At 67.7% G+C, this 24824-nt stretch carries 19 protein-coding genes and 3 pseudogenes; 12 read left to right on the forward strand and 10 right to left on the reverse strand.

Going from position 1 to position 24824, the window contains the following annotated elements:
* The first annotated feature begins 130 nt into the window (after window positions 1-130).
* From ABB55_RS23880 to ABB55_RS23895, 4 genes are all read left to right on the forward strand, one after another.
* A complete protein-coding gene (locus ABB55_RS23880) occupies window positions 131-562 on the forward strand; it encodes an NUDIX hydrolase (protein ID WP_054361049.1) in 432 nt (143 codons plus the stop codon).
* A 168-nt stretch (window positions 563-730) separates the two neighbouring features.
* Window positions 731-1618, forward strand: coding sequence for a YicC/YloC family endoribonuclease (locus tag ABB55_RS23885; protein ID WP_054361050.1), 888 nt, complete (start codon window positions 731-733; stop codon window positions 1616-1618).
* A 5-nt stretch (window positions 1619-1623) separates the two neighbouring features.
* Entirely contained in the window at window positions 1624-2298 is a 675-nt protein-coding gene (gmk, locus tag ABB55_RS23890; RefSeq protein WP_054361051.1) for a guanylate kinase, read from the forward strand.
* A gap of 161 nt (window positions 2299-2459) precedes the next feature.
* Window positions 2460-3233 carry a type IV pili methyl-accepting chemotaxis transducer N-terminal domain-containing protein gene (locus ABB55_RS23895; RefSeq protein WP_054361052.1) on the forward strand — a complete coding sequence of 258 codons (774 nt, stop codon included), beginning with the start codon at window positions 2460-2462 and terminating at the stop codon, window positions 3231-3233.
* A gap of 90 nt (window positions 3234-3323) precedes the next feature.
* Here the strand turns inward: ABB55_RS23895 and ABB55_RS23900 are convergent, their stop codons facing one another.
* Window positions 3324-4370, reverse strand: coding sequence for an alcohol dehydrogenase (locus ABB55_RS23900; protein WP_054361053.1), 1047 nt, complete (start codon window positions 4368-4370; stop codon window positions 3324-3326).
* A gap of 308 nt (window positions 4371-4678) precedes the next feature.
* Here ABB55_RS23900 and ABB55_RS31235 point away from each other — a divergent pair.
* A pseudogene (locus ABB55_RS31235) lies at window positions 4679-4816 on the forward strand (IS256 family transposase); the annotation flags it as partial.
* Window positions 4817-4843: 27 nt separating this feature from the next.
* On the opposite strand, the pseudogene ABB55_RS31010 reads toward ABB55_RS31235, so the two are convergent.
* Window positions 4844-5149: pseudogene (locus tag ABB55_RS31010) on the reverse strand (helix-turn-helix domain-containing protein); the annotation flags it as partial.
* A 210-nt stretch (window positions 5150-5359) separates the two neighbouring features.
* Between ABB55_RS31010 and ABB55_RS29985 the strand changes: the two are divergent.
* Window positions 5360-5959, forward strand: coding sequence for a hypothetical protein (locus ABB55_RS29985; protein WP_152982158.1), 600 nt, complete (start codon window positions 5360-5362; stop codon window positions 5957-5959).
* 222 nt (window positions 5960-6181) lie between these two features.
* A protein-coding gene (locus ABB55_RS23915; RefSeq protein ID WP_140943327.1) for an IS3 family transposase occupies window positions 6182-7314 on the forward strand; the annotation gives its coding sequence in 2 pieces (ribosomal slippage) (window positions 6182-6446 and window positions 6446-7314; 1134 coding nt in all).
* 102 nt (window positions 7315-7416) lie between these two features.
* Here ABB55_RS23915 and ABB55_RS31015 read toward each other — a convergent pair.
* The 8 genes and pseudogenes from ABB55_RS31015 to ABB55_RS23950 all read right to left on the reverse strand — a co-directional run.
* Window positions 7417-7677, reverse strand: a pseudogene (locus ABB55_RS31015) (IS630 family transposase); the annotation flags it as partial.
* Window positions 7678-7723: 46 nt separating this feature from the next.
* Complete coding sequence (locus tag ABB55_RS23920; protein WP_160321306.1) at window positions 7724-9748, reverse strand: glycosyltransferase; 2025 nt, start codon at window positions 9746-9748, stop codon at window positions 7724-7726.
* A gap of 1535 nt (window positions 9749-11283) precedes the next feature.
* Window positions 11284-12126: a 16S rRNA (adenine(1518)-N(6)/adenine(1519)-N(6))-dimethyltransferase RsmA gene (rsmA, locus tag ABB55_RS23925; RefSeq protein WP_054361057.1), complete on the reverse strand. Its 843-nt coding sequence runs from the start codon at window positions 12124-12126 to the stop codon at window positions 11284-11286.
* 1 nt (window position 12127) lies between these two features.
* A complete protein-coding gene (gene pdxA / locus ABB55_RS23930) occupies window positions 12128-13177 on the reverse strand; it encodes a 4-hydroxythreonine-4-phosphate dehydrogenase PdxA (protein WP_054361058.1) in 1050 nt (349 codons plus the stop codon).
* A gap of 73 nt (window positions 13178-13250) precedes the next feature.
* Window positions 13251-14219 (reverse strand): SurA N-terminal domain-containing protein, encoded by a 969-nt coding sequence (locus ABB55_RS23935; protein ID WP_054361059.1) that lies wholly within the window; start codon window positions 14217-14219, stop codon window positions 13251-13253.
* A gap of 458 nt (window positions 14220-14677) precedes the next feature.
* Complete coding sequence (locus ABB55_RS23940; protein ID WP_054361060.1) at window positions 14678-17167, reverse strand: LPS-assembly protein LptD; 2490 nt, start codon at window positions 17165-17167, stop codon at window positions 14678-14680.
* Between the two features lie 71 nt (window positions 17168-17238).
* On the reverse strand, window positions 17239-18333 hold the full coding sequence (gene lptG, locus ABB55_RS23945; protein WP_054361061.1) for an LPS export ABC transporter permease LptG: 1095 nt from the start codon (window positions 18331-18333) through the stop codon (window positions 17239-17241).
* The gene (locus tag ABB55_RS23950) at window positions 18330-19517 is read right to left on the reverse strand and encodes an LptF/LptG family permease (protein WP_054361062.1); all 1188 of its coding nucleotides are present in this window, start codon (window positions 19515-19517) and stop codon (window positions 18330-18332) included. Before ABB55_RS23950 ends, lptG begins: the two co-directional genes overlap by 4 nt.
* A 291-nt stretch (window positions 19518-19808) precedes the next feature.
* On the opposite strand from ABB55_RS23950, the gene ABB55_RS23955 reads away from it, so the two are divergent.
* The 5 genes from ABB55_RS23955 (at window position 19809) to ABB55_RS23975 (ending at window position 24612) form a co-directional block, all read left to right on the forward strand.
* Window positions 19809-21311 carry a leucyl aminopeptidase gene (locus ABB55_RS23955; protein ID WP_054361063.1) on the forward strand — a complete coding sequence of 501 codons (1503 nt, stop codon included), beginning with the start codon at window positions 19809-19811 and terminating at the stop codon, window positions 21309-21311.
* A 275-nt stretch (window positions 21312-21586) separates the two neighbouring features.
* The gene (locus tag ABB55_RS23960; protein ID WP_160321307.1) at window positions 21587-22561 is read left to right on the forward strand and encodes a GSU2403 family nucleotidyltransferase fold protein; all 975 of its coding nucleotides are present in this window, start codon (window positions 21587-21589) and stop codon (window positions 22559-22561) included.
* 59 nt (window positions 22562-22620) lie between these two features.
* Window positions 22621-23073: a DNA polymerase III subunit chi gene (locus tag ABB55_RS23965; RefSeq protein WP_054361065.1), complete on the forward strand. Its 453-nt coding sequence runs from the start codon at window positions 22621-22623 to the stop codon at window positions 23071-23073.
* Between the two features lie 91 nt (window positions 23074-23164).
* Window positions 23165-23824, forward strand: coding sequence for a TetR/AcrR family transcriptional regulator (locus ABB55_RS23970; RefSeq protein WP_054361066.1), 660 nt, complete (start codon window positions 23165-23167; stop codon window positions 23822-23824).
* Window positions 23821-24612, forward strand: coding sequence for a M15 family metallopeptidase (locus ABB55_RS23975; RefSeq protein ID WP_244472112.1), 792 nt, complete (start codon window positions 23821-23823; stop codon window positions 24610-24612). Before ABB55_RS23970 ends, ABB55_RS23975 begins: the two co-directional genes overlap by 4 nt.
* Window positions 24613-24824 lie beyond the last annotated feature (212 nt).

Below are 24824 nucleotides of genomic sequence, written 5' to 3' on the forward strand. Positions count from 1 at the left end.
GGGCGCTCGTTTTCAGGGCGCGTGTGTGCAGGGCGCGTGCCGACGCGGACCACCGACGGGCTATGTGCCAACGTAGCGGTTGTCGGCGCCGCGCCGGTCTTCGGCCGCATCGACCGGATCTCCATCGGCCATGACGCCCGCGAACCCGCCCGAGGAATCGGTCATCCGCATTGCCGCAGCGGTCATTGCCGATCCGGACGGCCGTGTCCTGCTGGTGCGCAAGCGCGGCAGCCGCATCTTCATGCAGGCGGGCGGCAAGATCGAACCTGGCGAAAGCCCGGCCGAGGCGCTCCGCCGGGAACTGCGCGAGGAACTGCTTCTCGATCTCGGCGCCGGGGTGGCGGAACCGCTCGGCCGCTTCGCGGCCCGGGCGGCCCACGAGGCCGGCCACCGGGTCGAGGCTGAGGTGTTCGGCATCCGGATCGATCGGCCGGTCCGGCCGGCGGCCGAGATCGAGGAGATCGTCTGGGTCGATCCCTTCGACCTGCCGCCGATCGAGATCGCGGAATTGTCGCGCGACCACATCATGCCCGCCCTTCGCGCCGGCTGGGGGCGCCGGTGAGCGGGCGCGCACCCGGAAGAATTCGGCGGCCGTGACACCAATGAGCAATTTCGCCGTATAACGGCAGCCGGTAAGGTGCCGGTCCGTTCGGCGGGCATCGGCATGGCGCCGCCCGGGCTGACAATCGGCCTGACGATCGGTCGGACAATCTGAACTCACGGAGGCGTCATGGCCCTCAACAGCATGACCGGGTTTGCCCGCACCGACGGCTCCAGTGCGGGTCAGCGATGGACCTGGGAACTGCGCAGCGTCAACGGCAAGGGCCTCGACGTGCGCCTGCGCCTGCCGCCCGGCCTGGAGCGCCTGGAGATCCCGACGCGCGAGCGGGCCGGGAAGCGGCTGGTGCGCGGCAATTGCAGCTTCACCCTGACGGTCCTGCGCGAGCATGCGGCGACCCAGCTCCGCATCAACGAGGCGGCGCTCGCGGCCGTCGTCGAGGCCATGCGCCTGATCGCGGAGCGCATCGAGACCGCGCCGCCGAGCCTCGACGGCATCCTGGCCGTCAAGGGCGTGGTCGAGACCGCCGACGCGGAGGATGACGAAGCCGCGCGGGCGGCCTTCGATGCCGAGGTGCTGGCCGGCCTCGACCGCGCGCTCGACGCCCTGGTCGAGGCGCGGGCGCGCGAGGGGGCCGCGGTGGCCGCCGTGCTGACCGGCCATCTCGACACCGTCGAGGCGCTGGCCAAGGCCGCGGAGGCCAATCCGGCGCGCAGCGTCGAGGCGATCCGCGAGCGTCTCGCCGAGCAGGTGCGGGCGCTTCTGGACGCCGTGCCGGCGCTCGATCCGCAACGCCTGCACCAGGAGGCCGTGCTGATCGCCACGCGTGCCGACATTCGCGAGGAACTCGACCGGCTCTTCGCCCATGTCGCCCAGGGCCGCGCCCTGATCCGCGACGGCGGTGCGGTCGGCCGCCGGCTCGACTTCCTGGCCCAGGAATTCAATCGCGAATCCAACACGCTCTGCTCGAAATCGAACGATCGGGCATTGACGGCGATCGGTCTCGACCTGAAGACGGTGGTCGACCAGTTCCGCGAGCAGATCCAGAACGTCGAGTGAAACCGATGGCCTCCGCCGACCTTCCCCAGAGCCTGCAGCAAGCGGGCCGCTCCCGCACAGAAATCGGCCGGCGCGGCGTCATGCTGGTGCTGTCCTCGCCGTCCGGCGCCGGCAAGGGGACGCTGTCGCGGCTGCTGCTCGACACCGACCGGCAGATCGTGCTGTCGGTCTCGGTGACCACCCGGGAGCGCCGGCAGAGCGAGGTCAACGGCGTCCACTACCATTTCATCTCGGTGCCGGAATTCGAATCGCTGCGCGACCGCAACGGCCTGCTCGAATGGGCGGAGGTTCACGGCAACTATTACGGCACGCCCCTCGCGCCGGTCGAACGGGCGATCGCGGCCGGGCGCGACGTGCTGTTCGACATCGACTGGCAGGGCGCCGTGCAATTGATCGACCGGATGCCGGACGATGTGGCGACCATCTTCATCCTGCCGCCGACCATGGCCGAGCTGCGCCTGCGCCTGCAGCGCCGGGCCGAGGATGCCCCGGAGGTGATCGAGAAGCGGCTCAAGAACTCGTCGCGCGAAATGGCCGAGTGGAAGCGCTTCGACTATGTCATCGTCAACGACGATCTCGACGGCGCCTTCGCGGACGTGTCCGCCATCCTGCGCGCGGAGCGCCTGAAGCGGGCCCGGCGCACGGGGATCGGCCGCTTCATCGAAGGACTGACCGGCTGACGCCGGCCGCCCGGCGGCGTTGCGTGACCGCCTTCCGTGCGCCGTCATCGTCTTTAACGAAACGTAACGGACGGTCCGCGGCGTTAACGCGGCATTAACCCTGACGGCTAGAGCATGGCGGTATCGAAACACGCCAACGCTTCGTCCGAGGGACGCCGTCCATGCCGACCGACCGCGAACCAGACTGCCGCGAGGATGATGGCGCGGCCCTCTATGCGCATTGGATCAGCCTGGCCGGCCGCCTGCGCATGCTGAGCCAGCGCATCGGGCTGCAACTCCTGCTGTTCGGCGGCCTGGACGATCGCGCGGCGATGCGCGAGCGCCTGCTGACGGCCGTCGGCCAGTTCGAGGCCGGACAACGCGATCTGCTCGCCGGCGATCCGGCGATGGGCGTTCCGCCGCTGCCCGCCGGCGCCGCCCGCAGCCTGTTCGAGGGCGGCACGGCGTCGGTCGGCGAGAAGGTCACCACCTTCCTGGAAGAAGTGCGTGCGATGGCGGAGGCGCCTGCCGACGGGACGCCGGTCGCGCTCTCGGTGACCCGCCTGGTCCAGCGCCGCTGCGACGCCGTGCTGGCGGCGCTCGGCGAGGTCGTCGTCACCCTGGAGGCCGAGCGCGCAGCCATCCTGGCCGCGCGTCCGCGTGCCGGCGGCGGTCGGCAGCCCTCCGAACCGAACGCGTCCCCGGCGGCGACCGGCGAGGCCGCGGCCGGCCTCTCCGTCGCCTTCAACGCCAAGGTTGCGGCCGCCCGGATCGGCCCGCTCGGCACCGCCCTGGCGGCGCTGACCGAGGAATTGAAGATGATGTCCGAAGCGTTGCACGGCCAGGCACCGGAGCCTGCCGCGTCGGTCCCAACGGAGGTCGCGCCCCGTCCGGCTGATCCGGCCGAGAAGGCCGAGCGCGCCCGTCCGAACCGCAAGCGCGCCCGGTCCGCCTGAGCCCGCTGCCGGTCGGCCGTAGGCGCGAAGCCGCCGGCCCGGTCGAGGCCGGCCGAAGGCGCGCGGCCGCCGACCCGGTCGTCGCTTCCGTCAGGTCGTCAGCACGATCCGACCCATCACCCGGCCGCCGCGCAGGTCGTCCAGGGCCTGGTTGGCAGCGGCGAGCGGGCGCGTCTCGATCGGCAGCGGCGGCACCTTGCCGGAGCGGACCAGATCGATCATCGCCTCGGCCTCGGCGAGCGTGCCGACATAGCTGCCCTCGATGGCGATCGCCCGCATCGGCAGGAACGGAATCGGCATCGAGAAGGAGCCGCCGAACAGGCCGGCCACGACCAGCTTGCCGCCCTTCTTCAAAGCCGCCTGGGCGAAGTTGAACGAGACCTCGGCGCCGACGAAATCGACCGCGCCGAAGACGCCGCCGGTCGCCTTCAGGAAGGCGCGGCGGGCTTCCGGGTCGGACGGATCCCAGGCCGAGGCGGCACCGGCGGCGAGCGCCGCCTCGCGCTTGGCCGCGGAGATGTCGGCGACCACCGGCGCATGGGCGAACATCGCCTTGGCGAAGGCGAAGCCCATCATGCCGACCCCGCCGAGCCCCATGATCAGGACCGGGCCGCGCTCGGCGAGATTGCCGAGCCGCCTCAGCGCCGCATAGGCGGTCAGGCCGGAGCACATCAGGCTGCCGGCGCGCTCGGCCGGGATGCCGGCATAGTCGATCAGATAGCGCGCGTCCGGCACCAGGAGATGGGTCGCATAGCCGCCGTCGACCTGGATGCCCATCTGCTGCGGCTTGACGCAGATCTGTTCTTCGCCGGCCCGGCAGCTGTCGCACTGGCCGCAGCCGATCCAGGGAAACACCACGCGGCGCTGGCCGATCGCGACCCCGGTCGCCTCCGGCCCGACCGCCTCGACTTCGCCCTCGATCTCGTGGCCGAGCGTGAACGGCAGTTCGCGGCCGCCGCGCACGTCGAGGCTCTTGCCGCCGCCGAGATCGAAATGGCCGTCGAGCAGGTGCAGGTCGGAATGGCAGACGCCGCAATGGCGGATGCGCAGCAGCACTTCCCGCCCGCGCGGCTCGGGCGTCGGCTCGATCGCCTCGCAGAGCGGCATTCCGTATTCGACGATCGCCTGACGCAGCATCCCTCCGCCTTCCTTCTCGTTGTCGTGCAACGGAATAGAGCCGGAGCGGACAGGCGAATCAAGCGGCCCGGCGAGGCTGCCGAACCCGGCGCCCCGCAATCCCGGCGGCCGTGCCCGCCGATCCTCAGATCGGGGCCGGGGTAGGGGGAGGGGCCGGGGCGGGGGCAGGGCTGCCGGACGCGTCGGCGCCTCAGGCGTCATCGTGCTGCGACCGCGGGCCGGGTCGCGAGCCGAACGGGCCGTGCAGCGCCTTACGGCCCCGCCGGTAGAGCGGAATCCGCTCAGGTTGCATCCTATCCTGCAGCGGGGAAGTCGCCATGAAGCTGCTCTTCCTGGTCTTGAACCGGTCGGAGAAGGAGTAGAAGATGGCGCCAAGGGAAGGGGTCATGGCCAAGAGCCAGTTCGCCATTCTCTTCGCGGACCGATTCCAGGCCGCAAGGGCGTAAGCGATGTTCAACCGCACGCCCGCACACGAAATTCCTGACAGTCCCGACGAGGCCCTTTGCCGCCAGGCTCGCCCGAACCTCGTCGATCGTGGCGTCGCGGTCCGGCCCCGGCGCCGCCGGGACGGCGTCCCGATGGGCCTCGATCCGACCGCAGCGTCGATCGCCTCTAAGGGCCTTGGGGCGCGGATCGCCCTGTTCGCGCTCCCTCGCCCGCCATCGGCTCACGCTTGCGGCACTCACCCCGAAGCGCTCTCCAGCCTCACGGTGTGTCGCCCCAGCGGCGACCGACGCCAAGACACGGATTCGAAGGTCCACCGAAAGGGCTCGCGACAGACCTGCCAGCCTACAGTCCGTCAAACAGCCTGAATCCGCTTCCAGTCGATTTGGGAATCCCTTCCGATTCCGTCAGATCGGGTTCCGTTCTAGCGTTACAGAAGCAGAGAAAGCAGCGCGCATGAAGGCTCAAAGGACCCCTGCGACCGATCCCGCACCAAACGGTACGTCTGGGCGCTCCTCAAATGATCAGTGAAAAGGAGACCATCTATGTCAGATGCATGGATATTGTGGGACGTTAAGTCCTTACCAGGAGGAGATTTGGAGCTCGACTATAATTCTTATAATCAAGAGGCTTTGGGTTCAATATTGGGATCAGAAATAATTGCCGTTGAAGACGTGGGCGTTCCCGTTTATAGAACGCGATCGCATTCCAGTGCATTAAAAGGTAGACATGTTCTGCCGACGTTCAGCGGCATTGTAGTGGATAATAAAATAAAAGATGCAATCGAGGAGCAAGGTCTATCGGCTAAAGATGTTCAGTTTTGCCCGGTGAAAATTGAATGTCGCTTCGATACCGTTGGCGGTTATTATATTTTGCTAATTCATCGGACCGTTAATTGTGTGAATCTTGAATCCAAAGGCATTTTATCATACTCTCGGTATGGTGGCTTCATTAGGATCAATGATGCGACTTATTTTGAATATTTCCCGGGTTGTCTCCAGGATGCTTTGATTGCCCGTGACGCTTGCCAGCCGAGTCAAGCCATATTTGCGACGCCGATGAAAGATAAAATTGCTAGTATAGACAGAAATATCGACTTTCGATTGCCCAAAGATATATGCGCACCTGGATGGGCGTGTCCATAGTTTTGTTGTATTTTAAGAATCGTTTGTGGTTTTTATCTTTATAGATTTGATTATATCAATATAATTTGTATAATTATTTGCAAATTACCAAAGCGGAATCCGATCAGTTTGCATCGTATCCTGCAGCGGCGAAGAGAGGTGGCCCCGCAAATTCGGACGGTAGCGCGAGTGGATTTTCTGCCTGAGAGCGGCGAGGATTTCGCCGCCGATCAGGAGCATTCGATGTCCAAGAGAATCCGCCGGACGCATTCACCGGCCTTCAAGGCGAAGGTGGCGTTGGCCGCCGTGAAGGGGGAGAAGACCCTCAGCGATCTGGCGCAACAGTATGACGTGCATCCGAACCAGATCACGACCTGGAAGAACCAGCTCCTGGAAGGGGCTGCCGGTGTGTTCGGCTCGGACAAGGCCGAGGCGAGCACGGTTCCGGTGGACGTGAAGTCGCTTCACGCCAAGATCGGCCAATTGGCATTGGAGAACGATTTTTTAGCCGGCGCGCTCGGCAAGGCCGGACTGCCGAGCGCAAAGCGATGATCGATCGGGAGCACGACCTGCCGGTTTCGCGTCAGGCGGAGGTTTTGAACCTCGCCCGGTCGACGGCCTACTACAAGCCGCGGCCGGTGTCGGCGGAAGACCTGGCGCTGATGCGCCGCCTCGACGAACTGCACCTCGATTTTCCGTTCGCCGGAGCGCGGATGCTACGGTCTCTGTTACGGCGCGAGGGCGTGTCGGTCGGCCGCCGACATGTCGCGACGCTGATGAAGCGTATGGGTATAGCCGCGATCTATCGTCGTCCGAACACCAGCAAACCGGCGCCGGGACACAAGATCTACCCGTATCTGCTGCGCGGGGTGAAGGTCGAGGCGGCGGACCACGTCTGGGCCATGGATATCAGCTATATCCCGATGCGACGCGGTTTCGTCTATCTGGCCGCGGTCGTCGATGTGGCGAGCCGGCGGGTGCTGGCGCATCGAGTGTCGATCACGATGGAAACGGCGTTCTGCATCGAAGTTCTCGAAGAGGCCATGGTTCACCACGGCAAGCCCATGATCTTCAATACAGACCAGGGCAGCCAGTTCACCAGCCACGCGTTCACGAGCCTGCTCACGGCGGCCGGTATTTCGATCAGCATGGACGGCAAGGGGGCCTGGCGGGACAATGTCTTCGTCGAGCGGTTCTGGCGGTCGATCAAATACGAAGAGGTCTACCTCAAAGCCTACGACAGCGTCCCGGAAGCGAGATCGTCGATCTCGAAATACATAACCTTCTACAATTCCGGACGCCCGCACTCGAGCCTTGACGGACGCACGCCCGACGAGGCCTATTTCGGTGACCGGCAGATCGCCTTGGCCGCCTGATCATCGCCCGCGATTTTGTCGCAGCTCTGGTCGGGCTACGCCCTCCCGACGCCGCGACAAAATCGCCAAGCCCCGCATCTGACACCCCGGCAGGAGATCCACTCAGATTTCGCGGGGCGCTGTCCAATCAAGCGGGGCCACCTCTAAGTCGTTGGCGCACGCGGTGGGCGGAACGAGGTCGATGAGGTGGCCGATGGTGGTCCAGAAGGTCCGTGACGGTTCGCGCCGCGGCCTTCCTGAGCAGCGCCTTGAGCTTTGAGAAGGCGTTTCGATCGGGTTGAAGTCGAGGCTGTCGGGCGGCAGGTCGCGCCGTTCGGTGCCGGCCGCTTCGAGAAACGCGATGCCAACGCCCTCGCCCTCGTGAAACTTGCCGCTGTCAAAATCCGGATGTGGATTATGAGTCGGTGACCTAGCGTGCCGGCATCCCGGCAGGCAGCGCCGGCGCCACGGCTGGCTCGGGTGTCCCGGCCGTGTCGGCCGCGTCCGGCGAGGCCGCCGGAAAGAGCAGCGCGCTGAGCGCCCGCAGCCGCACCAGCTCGGGGTCCTCGGCGAGATTTCTGGTCGCGCGATCGACCCGGACGCGGCCGTGCAGTTCGCGCAGCCGGACGCCGCCGGCCTTGGAGAGCGCCTTGCGCCGGTCGGTTCCGTAGCTCTGGGTCTTCGCATGATAGACGAAGGTGTGGGTCGCGATCGCCAGCGCAAAGCCGGCGTCGACGGCCCGGAAGCTGTAGTCGTCCTCCTCGCCGTAGCCGAACTTGAAGTTCTCCTCGTCGAAGACGCCGATCCGATCGATCAACGCGCGGGTGATGCCCAGGCAGAAGCCATGGATCAGGGCGGCATGGACGCAGCCCTCGCGGCGCGCATGCGCCTCGCACCAGGCGTTCATGTCTTCCGGCTCCATCCCGGGCGGCAGATCGTTGACCGCCGTCTGTCCGGCCGTGCCGCGGAAATCGGGCAGGGATTGGTTGGAGGCCGCATTGGACAGGGGGCCGACCAGGCCGATCTGCGGCTTCGAGAAGGCCACATCCATCAGCTTCTCGATCCAGTGCCGCGTCACGACGGTGTCGCTGTTCAGCAGCACCACAAGCGCGGCCTCGGAGAGCCTCAATCCGACATTGGCCGCCTTGGTGTAGCCGAGCGCCACGTCGTGGCGGACGAGCAGGACATTGTCGGTTGCGGCGGCGAAAGCCTGCAGCAGGGCGGCCGTTTCGGCGTCCGAGCCGTCGTCGATCAGGATGATGCGGTGGCGATGGGCCGTGCGGGTCGCCACCACGGAGGCGAGGCAGCGTCGGACCCAGTCGGGGGCGTTGTGGACGCAGACGACGATATCGGCGGTCCGCTCCGCCTGGGCGGCGATGCGCCGGTCGAGGTCGTCGCGCCGCGCCGGAACGGGCTCCCATCCGGCCGCCCGGAACGTGCTGATCGGGCTCCCGTCGCAGTCATGGTGAAAGAAGGCGAGGGCCGGGTGGTTGCGGGCGCTGACCGGGCGCTGCATCACCGGATAATACGATGCCCCGGCACGGGCCAGGGCGATGTTGAAGGAGAGCTGGTCGCGCCGCGAACCGCCGTCGATTTCCTTCCACCAGTTGCCCATGGCCGGCATCAATCGAGGATGCCCGATGCGATAGAGGATCAAGCAGCTTTCGACCAGATCGTCGCAGTCGAAGCCCTCCTGGCGATAGCGCAGCATCTGGGCGCGGATGACGTCCGCGTCGTCCTTGCTCCTCTCGATGCACGCCTCGCCCTCCTCGTAGACCGATCGGCGCAGGGGGTGCGGGATGGTGCCGATCGGCTCGCCCGAGTCCCTGAAGGCCTGCACGATCGGCTCGATGTCGCCCCGGATCAGGATGTTGCTGTCGATCCAGACCGCGATCTCGTAGTCGGCCATCAGAAGGTGCGGATGGTTCTTGATGTATCGCACCCTCCGGGTCGGGTCCTGGTCGTGCATCGGAACCGGCCGGACGTCATAGACATGCCAGTAGAGCGGAGGCTGGTCCGTAAAGAGGATGTAGTCGTAGCCTGGATTGACGTATTCGTGGTATTTTATGCTCTCATAGGCATCGACATTGGCCGTGAACACGCCGACGCGACGGCGGTCGTGGCGCGCAGCGAAGTAGTGGATGCGGTCCGTCTCCAGGCGCTCCGGAGCGGCGAATTCATAGAGCCGTCGACGCGAATAGGTGCTTCTGTTGGCCTCGTCCTCGGCGGCCGCGCGCTTGGCGCGCTTGCGGGCCGGTTCGAGGGGGCGCGTCGGTTCGTCTTTCGCGATCGGTCGTCGTTCGGCTCGGCCATGACGTAGGTAGTGGACCAGCGGGTTCATCCCCGACGCGCGAACGTCGGTGTTGAGCTCGAGATAGAGTTCGCCGTCGAAGCGTGCCGACGGCGCCATCCCGCGCGCTGCACCGAACAGGATGTAGTGGAGGGCGGGGCTCATCGCCCCGATCGGGTGACCCTGGTTGCGCCCGACATAGAAATCCGCGTCGAACAGATCGGATCCGGCGATCTCGTCCGCGAGTGCCTGCGCGTCGCGATCGGACGCGATCCCCTCGGGGGGAACAGGCGTGCGGTCTTGCGTCGGGACCGTCTCCCGATCGATCGGCGGCAGCCCGGCATTGGCCGATGGCTCCGGTGCGGAGGCGACAACGGCACGCTGGTCGGGCGTTGGCTCCGCGGCGGCCGGGCGCTGCGATGGCTTCGCGTCCGCATCCGTCCTGCGGTTGCGGAGGGACACCGAAGCGAAGCGGGTCCGCACGGTGCCGGAGATCCCCCGCCGGGACAGCAGCGCGCCGACCGTGGTCAGCAGCCGGGTCAGAAAGCCGCCTTGGCGCGCGGGGCGGCGACTGCGCGCGGGGGCCGCGCGTGAGCCCGATGCCGGCGCAGTGGCGGCGCCTGCCGATGCCACAGGGGCGACCGGATCGATCGACTCCGCCGCCGGATCGGCCGGGCTTGTGTGTGGCGAAGGGGGAGGATCGAGTCGCATCGGCGAGGGGTCAGTCGGCTCCGCATGATCTTGATTGCATGCGGATTTCAAATCTCTTCCTGATTGAATAGCGGGCATTGCGATCGCGTCGAAATCCCCGGACCGGCGCTCGATCATCGGCTTTGCATCCCGCGGGTCCTGAGACAGCCGGCATACTTTCCATTCCGCTCCGCAGATTTGTGCGTTCGGGAAAACAGTTGGAGCCGCATAGTATTCATTCCAAATTTACAACAAGTGTTCCATTGTATGGTCAACAGCATTGAATATATACATTGAGTTGCGCAAGAAAAAGAAATTTTAACACATTCTCAATTACATGATTTCGAGATATATGTGAGACCGGCGCTCGAATACGAATCTCGGCAATCCGGCGCGCCCGTCACCAACGGCCTGTCGCCACCCGCTTGTCGCCACCCGCCCGATCGCAGGCTGGGTCGATCCGGCTCTTGCCGCGCCCTGGCCGTGGACCGATCGTCAGAAGGGCGATGAGGCTCTCGATCGAAGACGGCTTCCGAGCTGCAGGGATCGGAGAATCCCCGGCATCTTGCCGATGGGCCGGAATATTTCCCGACCAGGGCCGGTCGCCTTGATCGCAGTCCGCTGGGGCGCTGGGGCGCTGGGGCGCTGCGGCGCTGGGGCGCGGGGGCGCGGAATCGCGCCGGATGATCTCCGGCGCGATCGCGCGGCACGGAGTTCCGGGCCTGGGTGCCGGGTCGGGATCGGCTGCTCGGGGGCAGGACGCACATCGGCGGCGGATCGGCGGGTTGGCCGGATCCTGGCTCCGGGGAAGGCGCGGAGCCGCGCGGCGGATTTCGCCGTCGCCTCGGGATGGCCGTCGCTCCGACGACGCCGGCTCGCATGCGGCCGCCGCCGATCGCCGGTCCGCCGGTCGGCTGACGAGACCGGGCTGTGTTCGTGCGCGACGGCGTGGGAAGACCGTTGGCGGGGCCGGGGCGGCGGGCGGGTGCCCGATCCGCCGGCCGCCGATGTCAGGTCTCAGGCGAACCGGTTCGCGCCAGGGCGGCGAAGCCGGCCACGTCGATCTCCTCGGCGCGCCGGGTCGGCTCGATGCCGGCGGCGGCGAGCGCGGCTTCCGGGTCGGCGAAGACGGACTTCAGGCTGGAGCGCAGCATCTTGCGGCGCTGGTTGAAGGCGGCGGCGACGACCTTTTCGAGCCGGTCCGGATCGGCGGCGAGCGGCGCCGGGCGCGGCACCAGATGGACGATCGCCGAGGTCACCTTGGGCGGCGGCACGAAGGCCTTGGGGCCGACCTCGAACAGGATGCGGGCCTCCGAGCGCCAGCCGGCGAGCACGCCGAGCCGGCCATAGGCATCGTCGCCGGCGGCGGCCACGATCCGTTCGGCGACCTCGCGCTGGAACATCAGCGTCGCGCTCGTCCACCATGGCGGCCAGGGCTCGGTGCGCAGCCACCCGACCAGAAGCGGGGTCGCGACATTGTAGGGCAGGTTGGCGACGATACGGGCCGGGCCGCCGGCCAGTGCGGCCATGTCGACCGCCAGCGCGTCGCCCGAGACCACCTCGAGCCGGCCGGGATAGTGGGCGGCGATCTCGGCGAGCGCCGCCAGGCAGCGTTCGTCGCGCTCGATGGCCACGACGCGGCGTGCGCCGCCGGCCAGCAGCGCCCGCGTCAGCCCGCCCGGCCCGGGGCCGACCTCGACCACCGTGGCGCCTTCGAGGTCGCCGGAGGCCCGGGCGATTCGGGCCGTCAGGTTCAGGTCGAGCAGGAAATTCTGGCCGAGCGACTTGCGCGCATCGAGCCCGAACCGGCTGATCACGTCGCGCAGCGGCGGCAAATCGTCGATCTGCGCCATGTCAGGCGGCCGCCCCGGCAGGGCTGCCCGCGGCATCCGCTGCGGCCATGCGGGCGGCCATGCGCAGGGCGGCCACGAGGCTGTCCGGCCGCGCCCGGCCGGTGCCGGCGATATCGAGCGCCGTGCCGTGATCCGGCGACGTGCGCACGAAGGGCAGGCCGAGCGTGACGTTGACGGTCTCGTCGAACGCGATGGTCTTGACCGGGATGAGGGCCTGATCGTGATACATCAGCAGCGCGGCGTCATAGCCGCGGCGCGCGGCCGGGTGGAACATCGTATCGGAGGGCAGGGGCCCGAAGGCGTCGATGCCGAGGCCCTTCAGGGCGGCGACCGCCGGGGCGACGATCTCGTCGTCCTCCCGGCCCATCGTGCCGTTCTCGCCGGCATGCGGGTTGAGCCCGCCGACGGCCAGGCGCGGCGTCTTGAGCCCGAATCGGGCGGCAAGATCGGCGGCGACGATGCGGCCGGTCTCGACGATCAGGTCCGTCGTCAGCAGCCCCGGCACGGCGGCGAGCGCGACATGCACCGTCACCGGCACGGTGCGCAATTCCGGGCCGGCCAGCATCATGATCGGCGTCCAGGCGCCACCCGCAGAGGGGCCGGGTCCGAATCGGCGGGCGAGTTCGCCGAGGAACTCGGTATGGCCGGGGAAGCGGAAACCGGCGCCGTAGAGCGCGTGCTTGTTGATCGGGTTGGTGACGACCGCCGCGGCGAGGCCGGTCCGGACATGCTCGACCGCCGTCTCGATCGAGGCGATCACAGCCGGCGCGTCGGCCGGGACCAGACGGCCCGGTTCGCCGACGACCGGATGGCCGACCGCGACCACCGGCAGCGCGCGGGCGAAGATCCCGGCGGCGGCGGACGGCTCCGTGGCCTCGATCGGGACCTCGATACCGAGGCAGGCGGCGCGGCGCGCGAGGGCGTCGGCATCGCCGAGAAGATAGAAGGGCGGCAGGTCGCGGTGGCGGTGATAGGCCTGAAGGGTCACGTCGAGGCCGATGCCGCCCGGTTCTCCGAGCGTCAGGGCCAGCGGCAGGGGAGCGGCGGACAAGCCCGATCGCCCGTGGCCCGATCGCCCGGGGATCGATCCGGTCGCAGCGGTCGCGCGCGCATCGGCCATGGGGTCACCGCTTGTAGTCGATCACGGCGATGCGCCGCAGTTCGGTGATGTATTGCCGGGCGAGCAGCTGGCCTTCCTGCTCGCGCAGTTCGTCCTCGATCTTGCCGCGCACCGAGAAGTCGCCCTTGATGTCGCGCCGGCCGCAGACGGCCAGCATTTCGACGCCGGTCGGGGTCGGGACCGGCTTGGAGACCTTGCCGACGCCGGTCTCGGCGAGCACGCCGCGGAACTGCGGCGGCAGTTCGTCTTCGGTCCGCTTGCCGATGCCCTTGATCACGACTTCCGAGAAGCCCTTGGCGACCGCCACCATGCCCTCGCAACCGTTGACCTTGGCGCGGAAGGCTTCGGCCTCCTTGAGGCGCTGCGCGCCGGAGCCGGGCTGCGACTTGGACACCACGAAGGTGACCTGCTGGAGGGCGTATTCGGCCGTCGTGCGATCGGCGCTGTCCGGCGTCTTGCCGCCGTCCTTGGCGCGCTGCTTGCTGAGGGCGGCGGCGATCTGGCTGTCGGTGATCGAGACGGTGCGCTGGAACCGCTGCACCACCATCTGCTGCCAGATCACCTGGGTGCGCAGCCGCCCGCGCAGGGTGGCGAAGTCGATGCCCTGCTGGCCGAGCGCCATGCGCAGCTGATCGGGCGTCAGGCGGACGCGCTGCGCGATGGTCGCCACCGCGGCATCGACCTGGGCTTCGTTGACGGTGATCTTGAGCCGCTTGGCCTCCTGCAGCTTCAGCTTCTCCTCGACCATCTCCTCGGTCGCCTGCTTCATCAGGGCGTCGCCGGACAGGTCGCGCTGCACCAGGCGCAGGAAGCGGGCGCGCTGCGCGATCTCGTTGGTGGTGACCGGTTCGCCGTTGACGATGGCCTTGATCGCCGATTGCGCCGCAGCGCCGGTGGTTGTTGCGCCCGTCGCCATGACGAAGGCCGCCACGGCGATGCCGCATCCCAGGAACGCGCTGCCGATGCGATGCATTCTTCGAAGCCCTCTCTTGGTCCGGCACCCATCCGTCGATCCGATCGGGGCGACACCATCCGCCCCGTCCATGGACCCGAACCGCTCGTCATTCGCTGCTGAGGTCGATCGCTTGGGCCTGTCCCGTTCGGATCGTGACGATCCGAACGGGACAGGCCCGAACGCCCTATGCCTTCGGGACGTGGCGAAAGCATGGTTTCGTGCCCGCCGGCCGACCGTCATCCCGAACGGTTCCGCTGTAGCGCAACTTCGAGCCGGACGAAATGCGGCTGAGCCCGGAATTCCACGCCGGGCGGCCTTTGCGCCGGATCGGCGTGCCCAGTTTCGGCGGGCCTGCAACCGGGATACCCGCCCGACCTCCGCCTGCGCCCCGACCGGTCGGCGACGCAGCGGCGTCGCCCGCAAGCCCGATGCGATCCGATTCGCGCGGCACCCGGAGGCGGCGCGCGGCCGGCCGCTCAGCGCATCAGGCTGTTCGAGACCGCGCCGTCGCCGATCGTGCGCAGGCCGAAGCGGAAATAGAGCACGCGGTCGGACAGGATGCGGCTGTCCTTCGACTTGGTCAGCGCCCGGTCGGTATCCTCCGTATAGGCGAGCGATGCCGAGAAGCTGTCGTTGTCGAAGCCGAGCCCGAGTGTGTTGTTGACCACGAAGGAGTTCTCGACATCGTAGCGGATGCCGCCGAACAGGCGCCAGTTCTGGGCCATGCGCAGGTTGAGGGCGCTCTGCACTTCCTCGCGTGCGGGGTCGAGCTTGCCGATCTGATAGGGCGTGTTGTTCAGAAGGTTGTAGAAATACTGCGGCGTGCGCAGGTAGGCATAGGTCAGCGAGCCGCTCAGCGGGCCGCTGGTGCCGGTCGCCTGAACCTCGGCGCGGTTCAGCGCCAGGCTGCGGTTGTCGAAGCGGGCGCTCGACCCGAACCGGAAGCCGCGCCCGGTATCGATGGCGATCGAGGTGACATAGTCGGACCGATCGGTGTCGAGGCCGGAGCCGTATCCGGTCAGCGGGCGCGGATCCATGGCCATGATCCGGGCGATCTGCGGGTCGGCGAAGCTGTTGGTCCCGGCGAGCAGGTAGGACTGCCCGGCCAGCAGGGTCACCGACCCGCCGCCGGTCGGCAGGAAGGTGTAACGGAAGCCCATATTGGCCCGCGTCGCGCCTTCGGCCCGGTCGAATCCGGAGAACTTGTCCGGGTCGAACAGATTGCTCGTGTCGAAGACGAAGCTCTGCGCGTCCTCGTTCGGCAGGCGACCGACATACTGCTCGTTCGGTCGTGCCACCAACTGGGCGATCGGCTCGAAGATGTGGTTGCCGAAGGTGGTGTTTGCGATGAACGGATAGCGGTATTCGATGCCGACGGTCGGCATGATGCGCGCATAGGTGCCGGTATCGACCCAGCCGATATGCGGATTGGTGCTCTGGGACGAGAATACGTCGGCCCGCAGGCCGAGGAACGGCGTGAAGATCTGGCCGATCGAGTCGATATACTGGCGTCGCCAGGTCACATCAGCCGACATGCGGGTGTAGTTGCCCGATGCGCCATAGACCTGACGCATCTGATCGATGTCGGTCTTCAGCCGGCTGAGGCTGGTGAAGTTGAAGCGACCCGCCAGCTCGCCGCCCATGACCGGGTCGGGATAGACGAAGTCATAGTCGATGACCGGCGCCACCAGCGGCTGCTTCTGTTCCAGGAAGCGGCCATAGGGCAGGGGCTTGCCGTTGTCCTTGCGGAAGACGTAGTAGTCGTCCTCGAACACCTGGAACTGGTAGATGCGCGCGTCGAAATAGTTCCGCTCGCCCTTGCCGGTCATATAGATGGTCGAGGTTGCTTCCTGCCGGTCGGACGGAACCAGCTTGTAGTCGAGCAGGAACTTGCGATCGGACAGCAGGACGGCATCCCAGCCCCACTTCCACTGCTCGTTGATGTTGAACTCGCCCTTGGTGAAGACGGCGCCGCGCGAGACGCGGTCGCCGCTCGTGCCGGAAAAGGCGCCCGGATCGTTCTGGTTGATGCCGACGAGGCGGACCGACCACTTGCCGGTCTCCAGGCGGTTGCGCACCTCCACGTCGCCGAGCACGCCCTGGCGCGACAGCAGCGTCGGTGCCAGGGTCACGTCCCAGTCGTGCGTCGGCGCCCAGAAATAGGGCGCCTGCATGCCGAAACCGAGCGTGCTGGAGGCGAGGAAGCCGGGCGCCAGGAAGCCGGTCTTGCGGGCGACGGTCGGGTCGGGAAGCGAGAAATAGGGCACGTAGGCGATCGGCGTGCCCAGGAATTCCAGTTTCGCATCCTCGTAGTAGACCGTCTTCTCCTGCTGATTGTGGATGATCTTGGCGGCGCGGATCTGCCAGAAGGGCGGCTTGGTCGGCTCGTTGACGCAGGTCTGGCAGGCCGAATAGACGCCGTTCTCGAAGACCGTGACGTTGCCGTCCCGGCGGTCGGCCTTGCCGGCCGAGAAGCGCGACCGTTCGGTGGTGTCGATGGCCAGCGACGTGACGAAGCCGTCGCGGAAATTCTCCGTGACGTCGATGGTCTCGCCGTTGATGACGTTGCCCTGAGGCTCGACCAGCCGGGCCGAGCCCTCGGCCACAACGCGCTTGGTCACGCGATGGAAGGTCACCCGGGCGGCGGTCAGCGTGTAGCCGTTGTAGCGGATCTCGACCTTGCCGACCGCCGTCACGGTGTTGCGCTTGTTGTCGTAGACGACCTGATCGGACTCCAGGAACATCTTCGCAGCCGCGCCGTTCTTCGGCTGCGTCAGGCGCTTCATGATGTCCTGCGCGGCGACCCCGCCGGCAAGTCCCGCATCGGCGAGCGTCAGCGCCGTCAGCACGACGGCACCGAGCGCCGCGGCGCGACCCCAGGATGGGGCATGGAGCCGGGTTTGGGCGCGGGCCGAAGCCGGGGCGCCGGAACCGCCCGGATCACGGGTCCGTTCGTCGGCACGCAACTTCCCGTTCCGCGGAACGACGGGTTCCGCGGCTCGGCTTTGGCGCCGTTCATGGAGGGGCGGCGACATGCCTAGCCATCCTCCCGGTACAGCAAAATCGTAAATCCCATCAAGGAACCGATCACTGCCGGTGTCCAGGCTGCGAGCGCCGGATTGACGATTCCGACCCCGCCCAGATCCCGGGCTACCTCGACCACGACATAAAGCACGAAGCCCGCGGACACGCCACCGAGAATCAAGCGGCCGACATTGCCGAACCGGAACACTCCCAGGGAAACGGTCGCCGCGATCAGCACCATGGCGGCCAGCAGAAGCGGGCGCGCCATCAGCATCTGATACTGCAGTTCGTAGCCGTAGGCGGGCAATCCGGCATTTCGGGCGATCTCCACATAGCTCCGCAGGGCCCAGAACGAGATGGTCTCCGGCGTCGACAGGCTCTCCCGGATCTGCTCGATCGTCAGATAGGTCGGGATCGTATAGGTCGCATGTTCCGCGGGCGCCTGATCCTCGCTGCGCACCAGCGCTTGCGAAAGCACCCAGGCGCCGTCGGCAAAGACCGCCTCGCGGGCATCGATTCGCGCCCGGAAGCGGCCCTGCCGGTCGAAGCTCATCACGGTCACGTCGCCGAGCCGGGCGCCCTGGTCAAGCGACTGCCGGGCCCTGATCACCGACTCGCCGTTCGGCCCGTCCTGTCGCAGCCAGACATCGCTGGTCGATGCGATCGGGTTCAGGCGCTTGTCGCGCCCGGTCAGCTCATAGAGCTGCTCTTCCGCCCGGTCCTTCAGGCCGGCGGCGATCGGGTTCCACAGCGTGGTGCCGACCGCGCCGAGCGTCACCGCCACGACCAGGGCCGGCGCGATGAACTGCCAGACCGATATGCCGGCCGCGCGCGCCACGACCAGTTCGAGGTTGCGCGACAGGCCCAGGAAGGCCGCGATGGCGCCGAACAGGGTGGCGAAGGGCAACACCTGCTCGGCGATCGACGGCACCCGGAACAGCGAGATCAGCGCGATCCCGCCGGCCGAGAAGGCCTTGGCGTCGGCGGTGCGCCGGAACAGCTCCAGGAAGTCGAACAGCCAGATGATCGCGCAGGAGAAGCCGAACACGATCAGGATCGCGCGGACGAAGCGGCTGGCGAAATAGGTGGCGAGGGTGCGACCGATCATCCGGGCTCCCCCCGCGTGCGCGGACCGAAGCGGTCGACGATCGACTGGCCGAAATCGGCCAGCGCCTCGAGGAGGCGCTCGGCGGTGCGTGGCAGCGCGAACTGGCGGTCGAGCCGGATCATGGCAAGGCCGGCCACGATCACCGCCACGGGAACGACATAGGTCAGCCCGGCGGCGGCGGCCGAACCGATCGAGCCGCTCAGCGCCGCGAAATGCAGGCCGCGCACCAGCACGGCCGCCACCAGGGTCAGCGCGACCGCCAGGCCGCGGCCCTGGCGGTTGGTCCGGGCATCGCCGAGGAACAGGAAGGCGATCACCGCGAAGGCGACCGGCAGCAGCGGCTGCGACAGGCGGTCGTTGAGTTCGTAGCGGAAGCGGCCGAGATTCTTCGCGGTGTATTCGTCGGCGAGATCCGGCGCCAGAAGTTCCGCCGTGCTGCGTTCGTTGGCGCGGAAGACCGGCTTGGCATTCTGCGGCGTCAGTTCGGACAGATCGAAGGCATAGGCCTCGAACTTCACGATCGACAGCGAATCGTCGCGCGTCTGGATGCGCTGCAGCACGCCGTCGCGCATGACGAGCAGCGTCCGGCCGGGCGTTTCCAGGACCACGGCGCGGTCGGCGATGTAGGTGTAGGCGATCTCCTTGTCGCGCCGGTCGTCGATGACCAGCCCGACCAGCGACCCGTCGCCGCCGCGGCTGCGGATGTGGAAGGTCAGGCCGGGCTCGATCTCGGTGAACCGGCCGGGCCGGACGATGGTGGCGATCAGATCGACGTTGACCTTGGTGATCTCGGTGCGCAGCAGCTTCTGGGCCTCCGGCGCCGCGACCGTGGCGATCGCCAGCATGGCCACGCCGACCAGGCCGGCGAGAATCAGGAGCGGGCGCAACACGACCATGCGCGATCCGCCGCTGGCATTGATCACGACCAGTTCGCTGTCGGCGTTGAGCGCATTGAGCGTGAAGATCGCGGCAACCAGAAGCGCGAAGGGGGCGATCACGACCGACAGATAGGGCAGCGCCAGAACCGAGATCTCGACCAGGATCAGCAGCGTCTGCCCCTTGGCGGTGACGAGACTCATCTGCCGCAGCGCCTGGGTGGTCCAGACGACGCCGGCCAGGGCGACCAGCGTCGTGAGAAACGCTGCCGTCAGCCGTTTGAGCAGGTATCGCTCGATCAGTCCCATGCACCGTCCGACCCCGGCGCGCGCGGCCGGTACGCCCTCTTTACCCTATCCCCATGCCACCGAAGAAGACCTAATGCTTGACCAAGAGTTATGGTTAATGCCCGGATGACGCAGCGGATTCCTGTCGTGGCCCGGCGGCGCCCGAACGTCTGCGTGCCGGTGTCGCGTGCAGGCCACAGATGCGCCGCAGCCCTTGCCGTCCGGGCTCCGCCCCGCCATCTTCGCTGTCCCGCCCCATTCGCGCGCCCTTGCCGCGCGGCTGAGACCGATACCCGCCTCGGAGGAGAGCCGATGTCCGCCGCCACGATTGCGTTCCAGAAACCTGTCCTCCCGGAGGCCGGCATCGTCGTTCTTCTCGCCGGCGACGGCGCGGCGCTCGGTCCGCTGGCCGGCGAACTCGACACCGCCACGGGCGGAACGCTGGCGCGGGCGATCGCGGCGGCGGCCTACAAGGGCAAGCAGTTCGCGGTGCTCGACCTGATCGCGCCGGCCGGCTCCAGCCTCGACCGGGTGCTGGTGGTCGGACTCGGTAAGCCGGCCGAGATGACGGAATATGACTGGACCCGGCTTGGCGGTGCGATCGCCGGCAAGCTCGGCGAGATCAAGGCCGAGGCCGCCACGCTGGTCGTCGAGCGGCCGGACGGCGTCGCGGTCGAGGCGGCCCAGGCGGCCGACATCGCGCTCGGCGCGTCGCTGCGCCACTACCGTTTCGACCGCTACAAGACCAAGAAGAAGGACGACGAGGCCAACGGCGCCAAGGGCTTGAAGCTCTCGCTCGCGGTCGAGGGCCATGCGGCGGCGAAGAAGGCCTGGGCCGGCCGGCAGGCGGTCGCCGATGGCGTGACGATCGCGCGCGACCTGGTCATCGAGCCGCCGAACGTGCTCTCGCCGGAGGAGTTCGCCCGCCGCGCCAAGGAACTGCAGAAGCTCGGCGTTGAGGTCGAGATCCTGACCGAGAAGGAGATGAAGAAGCTCGGCATGGGCGCCTTTCTGGGCGTCGGCCAGGGCTCGACGCGGCCGCCGCGGCTGGTGGTGATGCGCTGGAACGGCGGCAAGGAGAAGGATCAGCCGATCGCCTTCATCGGCAAGGGCGTGGTGTTCGACACCGGCGGCATCTCGATCAAGCCGGCCGCCGGCATGGAGGACATGAAGGGCGACATGGCCGGCGCGGCCTGCGTCACCGGACTGATGCACGCGCTCGCCGCCCGCAAGGCCAAGGCGAACGTGATCGGCGCGATCGGTCTGGTCGAGAACATGCCCGACGGCAACGCGCAGCGTCCGGGCGACATCGTCACCTCGATGTCGGGCCAGACCATCGAGATCATCAACACCGATGCCGAGGGCCGGCTCGTGCTGGCCGATGTGGTCTGGTACGTCCAGGATCGCTTCAAGCCGCGCTTCATGCTCGATCTGGCGACCCTGACCGGCGCGATTCTGGTCGCGCTCGGCAAGTCCCATGCGGGCCTGTTCTCGACCTCCGACGAACTCGCCGCCCAGGTCTCGGCCGCCGGCGAGGCGACCGGCGAGCGCGTCTGGCGCATGCCGCTCGGGCCCGACTACGACAAGATGATCGATTCCACCTTCGCCGACATGAAGAATACCGGCGGCCGCTACGGCGGCTCGATCACCGCGGCGCAGTTCATCAAGCGCTTCACCAACGACGTGCCCTGGGTGCATCTCGACATCGCCGGCACCGGCATGGAGGCCAGCGCCTCCGAGATCAACAAGGCCTGGTCCTCCGGCTGGGGCGTGCGCCTGCTCGACCGGATGGTAAAAGACAACTATGAGGGGTAGAATGAGCCGCTCGGGCGATCCGCCGACGGCACATTCTTGAACGTTTGCAACGATTTCAACAGTCGAGTGGGAAAACGGCACTCGACTGTTGAAAAATGAAATTGCGCGCCTTGAGTGCGGTATTTCAAGGTTCTGACCATAGCCTCTTGATTTCAAAGGGTTTGTGCAGATACACTGTTCTTATGAGCGATCTGCACAAATCCAATCTTATCAAAGATTTGAGCGATGATCAGGCGCGCGCGCTCATCGATGCCCGCCAAGCCTATGAAATCGCCGTGGCGGCTCGGCGTCGGGCTGCGGCCTATGACGGCACGATGTACTGGAATGCCGTTCGCGGACAGGACTATCTGACGCGATCGGTCCGCGAACCCGCCACCCGTGTCCGGCGCAACCGCTCGCTCGGCCGTCGAAGTCCCGAGACGGAGGGCATGAAGGCTCGGTTCGATGCCGGCAAGGCCGAAGCGGACGCCTCGCTGGAGGCCGTTGAAGCTCGGTTGGCCGTGCTGGCCCGGGTGAATGTCGCGCTCGGGCTTGGCCGCGTGCCGCTCCAGGCGGCGCGGGTGATGCGCGCGGTCGATCGTGCCGGGCTGCTCGGGGCGGGGCTCAGGGTGGTCGGGACCAACGCCGTCTATGCCTACGAGGCCGCGGCGGCGGTCCATCTCTCCTCCCATTTGATGGCGACGGCCGACCTCGATCTTCTGTTCGATGCCCGATCGCGCCTGCGCTTCAGTGCCCAGGCCGATCTCGACGAGCGGACGCTGCTCGCCGTTCTGCGCCAGGTCGACAAGAGCTATCGGCGCTTGCCGCGAACCTTCACGGCAGCCAACGATGCGGGCTTCATGGTCGACCTGATCAAGCCGATGCGCGATCCACCATGGACGCGCGAACGGGAGACCATCGGCGGCGCGGACGATCTGATCGCCGTCGAGATCGAAAAGCTCGCCTGGCTGGAGAGCGCCCCGTCCTTCGAAGCGATCGCCATCGACCAGAGGGGCCTGCCGCTCCGGATCGTCGCGGTCGATCCGCGCGTCTTCGCCATCCACAAGGATTGGATCGCGAAGGATCCGGCCCGCGACCCCGCGAAGCGCCAGCGCGATGCCGGGCAGGCGCGGGCGGTGGCGGAAATCGTGGCGACGCGGCTCCTGCATCTGCCGTTCGAGGCGGAGGCCTTGCGCATGATGCCGCGCGAGCTGGTCGAGGCGGCCGCGCCGCTATTTGCCGCGCACAGGCCGCCGAAGCTAGAATGGTGAGGCGAGGCGGCCCGGGACTCGGGCGCCTCTTCAATCCTTGAATCGTGGGACCAGCCGCCGTGCCCGTCGAAGCCTGGTTCTATCACCTGCGTGACCGCACGCTCGAACAGGTCCTGCCGGGCCTCGTCGAACGCTCTCTGGAGCGCGGCTGGCGGGTGGTGGTGCAGGCCGGCTCCGAGGAGCGGCGCGATGCGCTCGACGCGCATCTTTGGACCTATGCCGACGAGTCCTTCCTGCCGCACGGCACCCGGAAGGACGGCGATCCGGCCCTGCAGCCGGTCTACCTGACCGCGGAGACCGACAATCCGAACGGCGCCACGGTGCGCTTCCTGGTCGACCGGGCCGAGCCGCCCGACCTCGCCGGCTATGCCCGCGCGGTCTACATCTTCGACGGCAACGACCCCGATGCCCTGCAGGATGCCCGCCGCCGCTGGCGCGAGGCCAAGGCGGCCGGCTTCGATGTCACCTACTGGCAGCAGGACGAGCGCGGCCGCTGGATCAAGAAGGCCTGAGGGACGCCGCGGATCGTCATTGAACGGTGCTCATTTCCGCTCTAGATCCGGTTCGGAGCAATGACAGGACGGGCGCACCATGGCGAGGCGGATGGCAAAGTCGCATGACGACCTGCGTCGGGACGCCGTTGCGGTGGCGCGTGGGCTGGTGGTCGGGGAGGGGACGGCGGCGCTGACCGTGCGCCGGGTCGCCGAGGCGATCGGCTGCTCGGTCGGCACGATCTACAACATCTTCGCCGATCTCGACGACCTGATCGTCCATGTCGCCGCGACCGTGCTCGACGAGATGCACGACGCGCTGTTCGCCGCGCCGCTGCCGGACGAGCCGGTGGCGGCGCTGCGCGATCTCGCCCAGCGCTATCTCGCCTTCGCGGTCGCCCATCCGCGGCTCTGGACCATGCTGTTCGAATATACCACCGCCTCGGAGCGGCCGATGCCGGACTGGCATCTGGAACGGATCGCGCGCCTGGTCGCCGACGTGCAGGCGCATGCGGCGGCGGCACTGGACGGCTCGGGCGCCGACGTGAAGGCCTCGGTCGACGTGCTCTGGGCCTCGGTCCACGGCATCACCGCGCTGGCGCTGCGCGGCAAGCTCGGCATCGTCACGGCGGAATCCGCCGGCGCGCTGGCCGATCGGCTGGTGGTCACCTTCCTGGCCGGCGCGCGCGCCGAGCGGGATCCCGGTCCCGCCGGGCGGGTCGCGCGCCCTGCCGGGCGCGGTCCCGGTTCCGCAGCGGGGGCAGGGCGATGACGGCCGTGAAGCGCGGCGCGGCCGACCGAATGCCGACGCGATCGTGCCGGGTCCTTGCCGTAGCGCTGACGGCGGCGTCCGTCGCCGCTGCCGCGCCCGCCCATGCGGCCGACGATCTGCCGCCCGGCTTCGTCAGGCTCGCCGAGATCGACCCGAGCATCCGCCAGGACATGCGCTATGCCGGCGCGCACAATTTCGTCGGCCGGCCGGTCGCCGGCTACGAGAAGCCGGTCTGCATCCTGACCCGGGCAGCCGCGCTGGCGCTGTCGCAGGTGCAGAAGCGGCTTGCCGCCGACGGGCTGTCGCTCAAGGTCTACGACTGCTACCGCCCGGCCCGGGCGGTCGCCGATTTCGGCCGCTGGGCGCGCTCGCCCGACCAGACGACCAAGCCGGAATTCTATCCGGAGGTCGACAAGTCGCGTCTGTTCGGCCACGGCTACATCTCCGGCCGGTCCGGCCATTCGCGCGGCTCGACCGTCGATCTCACGCTCGTGCCGGCCGGCTCGTCGGGCCTGCGCGGCGCCGCCGGTCCTCACGGTGCCTGCGTCGCCCCTCACGCCGAGCGCGCGCCCGACGACAGTCTCGACATGGGCACCGCCTTCGACTGCTTCGACCCGCGCGCAGCGACCCGCCACCCCGCCGTCACCGGCACCCCGGCCGAGAACCGCGCCCACCTCGCCCGGGCCATGCAGGCCGCCGGCTTCGTCGGCTACGCAACGGAATGGTGGCATTTCACGCTGTCGCCGGAGCCGTTCCCCGAGACCTATTTCGACTTCCCGGTGCGGTGAGGGGGACGGCGGGCTTCACGGCCATCCGCCCGGTTCGCCAGGGCCGGTATCCCGCATCCATCTGCTCCTGCAGATCGGAGATTTTCCGCAGCCATTCCGGCGTCGCCATCCGCAAGGTGGCATCGACCCTGGGTGGTGAACTTCGACATTTGAAACTGCCGAGTGGATATTTCAGAATATGTGGCCGGTGCGTTTGCACCAATGGCGGGTGT

Source organism: Prosthecodimorpha hirschii, assembly GCF_001305515.1.
GTDB lineage: Bacteria > Pseudomonadota > Alphaproteobacteria > Rhizobiales > Ancalomicrobiaceae > Prosthecodimorpha > Prosthecodimorpha hirschii.